General features: G+C 44.5%; 5 protein-coding genes. All 5 read left to right on the forward strand.

Annotated features, from left to right (window positions below; translation table 11 throughout):
* Positions 1 to 37 precede the first annotated feature (37 nt).
* Positions 38 to 976 (forward strand): Rpn family recombination-promoting nuclease/putative transposase, encoded by a 939-nt coding sequence (locus ACBR23_RS08125; protein WP_371114295.1) that lies wholly within the window; start codon positions 38 to 40, stop codon positions 974 to 976.
* Positions 977 to 1,093: 117 nt separating this feature from the next.
* Positions 1,094 to 1,870 carry a DUF4347 domain-containing protein gene (locus tag ACBR23_RS08130; protein ID WP_371119057.1) on the forward strand — a complete coding sequence of 259 codons (777 nt, stop codon included), beginning with the start codon at positions 1,094 to 1,096 and terminating at the stop codon, positions 1,868 to 1,870.
* A gap of 84 nt (positions 1,871 to 1,954) precedes the next feature.
* A complete protein-coding gene (locus ACBR23_RS08135; RefSeq protein ID WP_371119056.1) occupies positions 1,955 to 2,581 on the forward strand; it encodes an Ig-like domain-containing protein in 627 nt (208 codons plus the stop codon).
* A gap of 82 nt (positions 2,582 to 2,663) precedes the next feature.
* On the forward strand, positions 2,664 to 2,822 hold the full coding sequence (locus ACBR23_RS08140) for a hypothetical protein (protein ID WP_371114292.1): 159 nt from the start codon (positions 2,664 to 2,666) through the stop codon (positions 2,820 to 2,822).
* A 554-nt stretch (positions 2,823 to 3,376) separates the two neighbouring features.
* Positions 3,377 to 6,226: Calx-beta domain-containing protein (locus tag ACBR23_RS08145; RefSeq protein WP_371125637.1), on the forward strand; the 2,850-nt coding region annotated here is incomplete at its 3' end.

Below are 6,226 nucleotides of genomic sequence, written 5' to 3' on the forward strand. Positions count from 1 at the left end.
TTTATAATTGTAAACAAAACATTTGTGACTCAGAACTATGAGATTTATTAATCCCAAAATAGACTTTGCCTTCAAGAAGATTTTCGGTTCTAACGAAAGCCGAGAAATTTTGATTAGTTTTTTGAACGCTATGCTGTATGCCGGCGAATCTGTTATCGAAGATTTAGAAATCATCGATCCTTATTTATCTGCTCAAATTTTTGGTCGCAAAGATACTTACTTAGATGTCAAAGCTACTATCAATGATGGCAGAATTGTAATTATCGAAATGCAAGTTTTGAACGTGCCTGCATTTGGCAAGCGAGTTTTGTACAATGCTGCCAAAACTTATGCACTGCAATTAAATCGAGGCGATCGTTATTATAGACTGAGACAAGTTATCGCTTTGAACATCACCGATTTTGAAATGTTTCCAGGTCAATCTGAAGTAATTTCGCGGTTTGCTTTCAAAGAGACGCAGCGGCTGTTTGATTATCCTGACAGCGAGATTGAGTTGGTTTTCATCGAGTTGCCGAAATTTAATAAAGAATTGTCGGAATTGGTAACGCTGACAGATAAGTGGATTTATTTTCTCAAAAACACTAGCAACCTAGAAACGGTTCCTGAAACCATGAGTACAGTGCCTGAAATTGAAAGGGCTTTTCAAATTGCAAATGACACGAATATGAATCAGAAAGAATTAGATGAATTGCAAAATCAAGAGTTTTGGATTCAAGATCAACAAGGTGCGATAGATCTAGGCATTCAGCAAGGCATTGAGCAAGGCATGCAGCAAGGCATTGAACAAGGCATTCAGCAAGGAAAAGCAGCATTGATAGTTCGTCAAATGATGCGGTTAGTTGGTGAAATTTCACCGGATATTCAAACGCGCATCCGCGAGTTAAATCTTGAGGAATTGGAGAATTTAGGAGAAGCAATGTTGGATTTTACGAGTATTTCAGATTTGCTGACTTGGCTGCAAGAACATTCTGTTTAATTCTCAAAAACTCGATCGAGACTCGATATCTAAATTTTACTAATGACATTGCTCGACTGAGTTGCTAGGTTGGACACACCTTAAATTTCCTTATCTTCATCTATCTTCAGGTGTATTATGTCCGAGTATATGGGTTTAGTCTCCACTTCGATCGCATTTATAGACTCCGCCGTTGCCGACAGCAAAACTCTCCGCGACGGTATCGAACCGGGGACAGAAGTAATTACCCTCGATGCGACGAGGGATGGAGTATCACAAATCGCCGAAGTGTTGCGGAATCGCAGCAATATTAAAAGCATTCATATCATTTCCCACGGTAGCCCTAGTAGTTTGCAGCTAGGCGCGATCGCTCTTAATTTGACAAACTTAAAAACCTATGCTAAGCAATTGCAGTATTGGGGGCGATCGCTGGCAGAGAGTGCAGAGATTTTGCTGTACGGGTGCGAGGTAGCTGCGGGCGAGAAAGGCGCTAACTTCGTGCAGCAAATCAGTCTGTTAACCAAGGCAAAAATTGCGGCTTCTAGTACGCCTGTAGGCAGCGCAGCTAAGGGCGGAAACTGGGAACTAGATTATACAACGGGAAGGATTGTTGCTGGAATGGCGATCGACCCAGCCACCAGAACCGCTTATCAATTTGCCTTCCCCCGAACCCTCTACGACGGCACAAACTATTCACCACCAGCAACAACACCAGGAATCGGGACAGCAGCGGGTACTCAATTAGCTTACGGACAAGTACCTCTTCCAGGCTTCGGTGGTCTTCTACCTACTGGTGCGTACTCGCCCAACACGGGCATTATGCTAGCGTTACCGCCGCGAATGATAATACAGGCTATGCAGGCTATACCAACTACCGATACACTCCTACTCCTGCGCCAGGAACATTTACTCTAGTCAGTCCAACTTTCCCCGCCCTCAGCCGCACCAACGGCTATAGCGTGTCTTTCAACGTTGCAGTGACGGCGGAAAACAGTAATAGTGACTGACGATCGCGCCGGTTTCAGCATCATCGCGATTAGCAGCGACGCTCAAACAGGTATTGAACTGGGTTTCACCAAGCGTAACCTAGGCGCCAACGGAGGCATTTTTGCTCAGCAAGATAATCCCCTGTTCACTCGCGGGGTAAATGCGAATCTTAACATCAGCACTGCTACCGACTACAAACTGGTAGTTCAAGGCAGCACTTACACCTTGTTTGCCGGTGGTGTAGCAATACCAAGCCTGACGAATCAGCCGCTGCGGAACTATACGGCATTTAATCCAACAACCAGCCAGCCAGCTTTACCCTTCAATCCCTACAGACAGCCAAGCTTTTTATTTTTCGGCGACGACACGGATCAAGCAAGTGCCACTTTTACTCTCGGCAACATCTCGGTTAATAACTTCCCGGTGGCAAATCCTGACACCTATACTACCCTGCACGATAAAGTTCTCAACGGACTTCCATCCGTCTTAAGCAACGACACCGACGCCAATAGCGACCCGCTGAGTGCTAGTTTAGTCACAGGCCCGACTAACGGGGCGATCGCCCTGAAATCCGATGGCAGCTTCAATTACACGCCCAAGCAACGGCGATGGCGGCAACGATCTCATTTTCGGGGGTAGCGGCGATGATGTGGCGATCGCTTTTTGTTGACCCCCCGGACAAGGCAGCGATTTTATTACTGATTTTATCCCAGGTGAGGATGTGCTGATTTTAACTAGAGGTTTGACGGTCGATCGACTCAGTTTCATTCCACAAAACAATGCAACTTTCATCACGATTGCCAATACTGGCGAAGTGTTGGCTGTACTGAATGGAGTGCAACCAAGGGCGATCGGACCCCTGGACTTTACCGTAATTTAAGTAAATCGATCGCCCCTTACTTAAAACCCAAATAACCCCCAATAAACGCAGATAAAGCCCAATTATCTGCGTTTTTTAGTCCTATCGTTTCCGATGCTACCGGAATTCTTTTTACCACAGAGAACGCAGAGGACACAGAGGGAGATAAGAGAGATGAATGCAGGCCGATGCTACCGCCTTTGATATAAGTCCTGTCAATTATTTAAAATTGTGCTTGACATATCTCCTCCGTACAACTATTATAATTTATCATATTTAATACTAATTTGGTATTATGTTTCAGTAGTTTTACGTAAACTATTGAGACCAAAATCAATTTAGGTTGTACCAATTTAATGGGTCGTTGCACATATCTCGATCCCCATCGCATCCCCCACCCCCCCCAAGGGGGAAAAAAGGGGGACTTCAAGAAGCTTCCGGTCCCCCCCTTCTTAAGGGGGGCTAGGGGGGATCGAATTCTATGCAGCCTCATAAAAAGTTGGTATTGCCAGTCCTAGGGCGGCAGTGCTTGACAGATAAAACATCGTTTTTATTTGAAATTTAGGTGCATCTATATGGGACAGATAATTATCAACGAATTCCGCAGGGCTACAGGAGACATTACAGGTAACGAGTATATAGAGTTATTGCTGACAGAAGATTTAACTGTAACTCAGCTTCAGAGCTATTTTGTGGGGGATTCAACTGTTCCCACAACAGCTAAATATTCAGCTTACAGATTTACTAATATGGCAAGTATTGCGCCTGTTTTTAAAGCAGGAACAATACTTGCTATTGGTGGCCCTCCGGCTAATCAAGAGATTGTTTACAATCCTCTACCGCTTGGCACAAATAATGATTGGAATATTACATTGAGTGCCGAAGGTGGATTTTTGACCAAGTTACTACCAGTCGGAAATTTTGATGGCGATTTAGCTGCTTCCGATGTTGTATATGTTGATAATACTACCCCTCTCAATACAACCAATACAGTAGATTCCATCGCCTGGAGGACATCAGGAACCCACGGAGAATTTGGCAATGCAGCTAAGGTGCAAATTGCAGCACCCAACAACGGTGGCATTGTCGAGTTTTCCAGTGCTGTGGGCGGAGTCAATAAAACTATAAATTATGCTGTCAACAGCCCCGGTTCCCTCGGTTTGCCCAATGGTGGAATTAACACTATTTATATTAACAGCCTCCGCAATCCCCAGGCAAATAGCGCTCCAAATTTGGCAAATCCTACTGTTAATCCCTCATTCCAGATTAACGAAGATATAACTAACTCAGCTAACACAGGATTTAGCTTTGGTGGCTATCTTGCGGAGTTGGGTAGTGATGCTAATCAGGATATGTTAGGAGTCGCCGTTACGGGAGTTGAAAATATTAACGGCAATTGGCAATTCTCGAATAATAGTGGAAATACTTGGACAAATTTTGGTAATGTTTCTGAAAATTCAGCAACTGTTTTAGGAGCGAATGTTGTTTATAATGGCTTACTTGGTAACACTCCCAGCGAGCAAGGTTGGCTGAATTTTACTAATTTAAATGCTGCGACTCCTGGGGTTATTGCTTCGGAAATATTTAGCGGGAATGGAGTTAATTTAAATAGCACTGCTGCTAATAATATTTATGCGGGGTATAGCAACAATCCTTTAAATCCTTCGTTTCCGATCCTCGATCGCAATTCGGGCTTTAGTATATCTTTTAATCTGCAAATTCTTTCCGAATCGCGCACTAATCCCAATCGAGCTGGTTTTAGTATTATAGCGGTAGCAAGCGATCGCAAAGCAATAGAAATCGGTTTTCAACAGCTATCTGCAACTTCTGGGAATATTTTTGCCCTGGGATACGGCATTACTCCTAATCCAGGGGGGCAAACTAATAGCTTATTGGTGGCTGCGGAAAATGTTGCTTACAACACTAATTTGGCTACTAATTATACTCTGAAAGTGCAAGGTGCAAATTACTTTCTTTATAATGATAGCGAGGTAATCCTAACCGGACCACTGCGAGATTATACTGCATTTAGCGGTCCGATCGATCCTTACGAAACTCCTAATTTTATATTTCTAGGAGACGATACTACTTCAGCCCAAGCTAACATTAACCTGACAAGGGTTTCGGTGCAAACACCTGGGAAAGTGCGTTTTTTACCCAACCCAGATTATTATACTACGTCTGGTAGCGAGCCAAAAATCACCTTTCGCGCGTGGGATGGAAGTAACGGAATTGCTAGCGGTACAACGGGTGTCAATGTTTCTGTCACTGGGGGAAAAACACCGTTTAGCACTAATGCGATAACATCTACAATTACTGTTAATCCAGTTAACGACGCACCCTCGTTTGTCAAAGGGTTCGATCGCACTCTCAACCGCAACGCAGGCCCGCAAAGCGTTACTGGATGGGCTACAGCGATTTCCGCAGGGCCAGCCAACGAGTCGGGACAAAGCCTCAACTTTCAAGTGGTGGGGAATGACAATACAGGTTTATTTAGTGTAGCACCTGCGATCGACTCTTTAGGACAACTAACGTTTACGCCCGCCCCTGGTAAAACTGGTAGTGCTACGATTACTATAAATCTCAAAGACAGTGGCGGTATTGATAACAGTGGCGTGGATACTTCGCCCAATCAAACTTTCAATATCAACGTCAATAATACAGGTACATTTAACTTTAGTCAAGCCGATTATACAGTTAATGAAAACGGTAATTTTGCGACAATTACTGTGACTCGCACTGATGAGACAAATGCAGTAGCTAGTATCGATTATAACACAAGTAATGGCTCGGCGAATGCTGGCAGCGATTATACCGCAACATCGGGTACTTTGAATTTTGCGATCGGCGAAACCAGTAAATCTTTCACTATTGAAATTATTGATGACACCTTAGTAGAAGGAAATGAAACTGTTAATTTAAGATTAATTTCTCCTACTAATGGGGCTGATTTGGGGGATCTTTCTACGGCTGTTTTGACTATTGTAGATACGACACCAATTCCAACTCCGACTCCAATTCCAACTCCGACTCCAATTCCAACTCCGACTCCAATTCCAACTCCGACTCCAATTCCAACTCCCACACCTGCGGAAACTCCGACTCCGATTCCAACTCCGACACCTGCGGAAACTCCAACTCCGATTCCAACTCCGACACCTGCGGAAACTCCGACTCCAATTCCAACTCCGACACCTGCGGAAACTCCAACTCCGATTCCAACTCCGACACCTGCGGAAACTCCGACTCCAATTCCGACTCCAACTCCTGCGGAAACTCCGACTCCAATTCCAACTCCCACACCTGCGGAAACTCCAACTCCGATTCCAACTCCAACTCCTGCGGAAACTCCAACTCCGATTCCGACTCCAACTCCTGCGGAAACTCCAACTCCGATTCCGACTCCGACACCTGCGGAAACTCCA

Source organism: Microcoleus sp. (genome assembly GCF_041354475.1).
Classification (GTDB): Bacteria; Cyanobacteriota; Cyanobacteriia; order Cyanobacteriales; family Microcoleaceae; genus Microcoleus.

Coding starts and splice junctions, on each gene's coding strand:
- ACBR23_RS08130 (WP_371119057.1), top strand. CDS start 1,094: ATGTCCGAGTATATGGGTTTAGTCTCCACTTCGATCGCATTTATAGAC.
- ACBR23_RS08125 (WP_371114295.1), top strand. CDS start 38: ATGAGATTTATTAATCCCAAAATAGACTTTGCCTTCAAGAAGATTTTC.